Genomic DNA, 2,254 nt, shown 5'->3' on the forward strand with positions numbered 1-2,254 from the left:
CTTTCAGGTTTTCTTTTGTTTGAAGTTCATTAAATAGACTTTTGAGGTATTGAAAACGATTTTCTACGTTTTCAAAACTTTTTAAAGTTATAGCTTTATTTAGTATTGAGAAAAATTCTAAACGCTCAAAAAGTAACGTGCCCATTTGATCAAAAGTCCCAGAAACTTTGTTTTCGTCCTCTAATACCTCTTGATATGATTTCCTTGAAAGCTTATCACTCTTATAGAACGATTCTGGTTCTTTGAGAAAAAAACTAGAAAAATCTATAGTTTTAGGTCCAGTTTTTTGACTATTTGTTATAGCCTGATAGGTTTTTTCTGTTTGCGAAAGTTGTTCTTTTTTCAACTCAAGCTGTTTTTTTAAGAGCTCAATAATTTCCCCTTTTTTTAATAGATCAATAAGCTCCAGATATTCTGCTGGTAGAGCAGATTGTGGCGGTGAAGCAGATGAACTCTGTTTAGTATGTGATTCCGAAGGAATCTGTGCGCTTAAAAAACTTTCCCATATGCGAGTAGATATATCATCAACATCGTTTGCATGTGCCAAATTTATCATCCCCAAAAGGGTAATCATTCCTGTTATAATAAATCGCTTTTTCATATATTTGCTCGCTTGATTTCGGCAGGGATTGTTTTATTAATAGGCACGCGGTTCCTATCATTGGGCTGTTTTAGCTTTGGTGCTAATGCACAAGCCGATAAAAGGTTTGCAATCAAAATTATAAGAATGATCGACTTCATTTTAATATGACTCTTTTTACTGTTATATACATTCCGATATTTATTGTCATTATTATAATTTTGACACTAAAGTAAAGTACGTTGTGTGTAATTATTTTACTTTTTTATTCCATTTTAATTTATGAAAATAGCTCAATTTCAGTGCAAATATTTTTTACTTTAGGATTGGATATCTTGGTTGATAAAGTCCTGTGGTAAGAGCTATTGAAGTAATAATACTTATCCGTAGGAAACGGTTTACGAATCCGGAGAGAGGCATATCGATAGCGCCCCGGATGATGAGCCATCCGTAGATGATGAAAGCGATTGTGATACCGATTGAAACAAAGGGTGTAATTGTAGCTATTGTTTTTGAGGAAACATCCGTGACATATGTTTTTGTTATCTGATCAATTTTATTGAAAAGTTGCGTGAACACTGTAAAGTCCATGGAATTCCTCTTTAACGAATTTTCAACTTTTTATCACCTTGGAACATAGATATATGCTAAACGCCTCATTTTCATTTATACATTACCTAAGTGTTTTCAGCACGATATCTTGGCTTTGATAAAATCTTTGTGCCTCTCTTAATTGTTCAGAGAGTACTGAACCTTCTACATTGGTTTTTGTTTTCATGAAAAAAAGCAAATGCTGTAAAAAGCTTTATTGGTTAGATCTTATTATAGGCATATTTTTGTAGTTAGAGGCTACAATTTTTCTGTACAATTTACGTTTTTGTATTTCGATAAGAGTCTCTTCGTCATCGCTTAAATTTCTGACCATTTGTAGCTTTGTATATTCATTTTGGATCATGGCTGACATGGTCTTGATGCGTGTTTGCAGTTCGAAAACTTCTTTGAGATCTTTTGTTTTATTTATCTTATCTAAGAAATCGTTCATTTGTTTAAAGCGGTTCTCTGCGTCTTGGAAAGTTTGAAAACTTACAGCTTTTTCGACAATTCCACTATATTTAAGACGCGTATTAATTGTTTCGCGCATTTGGTTATACGGCAAATTCTGGAAGCCGTACCTTTTCTCTTCGAGAATAATCTCATTAAATCTTTTTTTAAATTCCCCAGTAGTTATGTTTTGGTAGTTTGTCTGTGTGTTTGGGTAGATAGAAAACAAATCTTGTATGAAAGAATTCTTGTTTTCTCCTATTGTTGGTTTTTGTATCCTATTTCCTGTTATAGACTGATGAATTTTTTTCGCGTTTTCGATCTGGTTTTCGTTTGTTTTAATTTGTTGTTCTAACAACTTAATAATTTCCAGATATTCTGCTTTTGAAAAAGGACTTTTAACAGTTGAACTTTGTGTCCCAGAACCCCAACTAAAGTTAGACGTTAGAGTTAAATTTATCATCCCCAAAAGGGTAATCATTCCTGTTATAATAAATCGCTTTTTCATCTGTCTCCTCGCTTGATTTCGGCAGGGATTGTTTTATTAATGGGCACGCGGTTCCTATCATTGGGCTGTTTTAGCTTTGGTGCTAATGCACAAGCCGATAAAAGGTTTGCAATCAAAATTATAAG

At 33.3% G+C, this 2,254-nt stretch carries 4 protein-coding genes and 1 pseudogene; all 5 read right to left on the reverse strand.

All coding sequences use genetic code 11. The features are described from left to right. Nucleotides 1-601: hypothetical protein (locus ACFINE_RS09555; RefSeq protein ID WP_375621871.1), on the reverse strand; the 601-nt coding region annotated here is incomplete at its 3' end. Further along, nucleotides 598-741 (reverse strand): TrwH protein, encoded by a 144-nt coding sequence (locus ACFINE_RS09560; protein WP_375621872.1) that lies wholly within the window; start codon nt 739-741, stop codon nt 598-600. The genes ACFINE_RS09555 and ACFINE_RS09560, both read right to left, overlap by 4 nt. A 178-nt stretch (nt 742-919) precedes the next feature. Continuing rightward, nucleotides 920-1,171: pseudogene (locus ACFINE_RS09565) on the reverse strand (type IV secretion system protein); the annotation flags it as partial. Between the two features lie 214 nt (nt 1,172-1,385). After that, nucleotides 1,386-2,129 carry a type IV secretion system protein gene (locus tag ACFINE_RS09570; protein WP_375621873.1) on the reverse strand — a complete coding sequence of 248 codons (744 nt, stop codon included), beginning with the start codon at nt 2,127-2,129 and terminating at the stop codon, nt 1,386-1,388. Beyond that, nucleotides 2,126-2,251: a TrwH protein gene (locus tag ACFINE_RS09575; protein ID WP_375607609.1), complete on the reverse strand. Its 126-nt coding sequence runs from the start codon at nt 2,249-2,251 to the stop codon at nt 2,126-2,128. Before ACFINE_RS09575 ends, ACFINE_RS09570 begins: the two co-directional genes overlap by 4 nt. Between the last annotated feature and the right edge of the window lie 3 nt (nt 2,252-2,254).

The organism is Bartonella sp. AA97HXZ (assembly GCF_042196985.1).
GTDB lineage: Bacteria > Pseudomonadota > Alphaproteobacteria > Rhizobiales > Rhizobiaceae > Bartonella.

Coding starts and splice junctions, on each gene's coding strand:
- ACFINE_RS09560 (WP_375621872.1), bottom strand. CDS start 741: ATGAAGTCGATCATTCTTATAATTTTGATTGCAAACCTTTTATCGGCT.
- ACFINE_RS09570 (WP_375621873.1), bottom strand. CDS start 2,129: ATGAAAAAGCGATTTATTATAACAGGAATGATTACCCTTTTGGGGATG.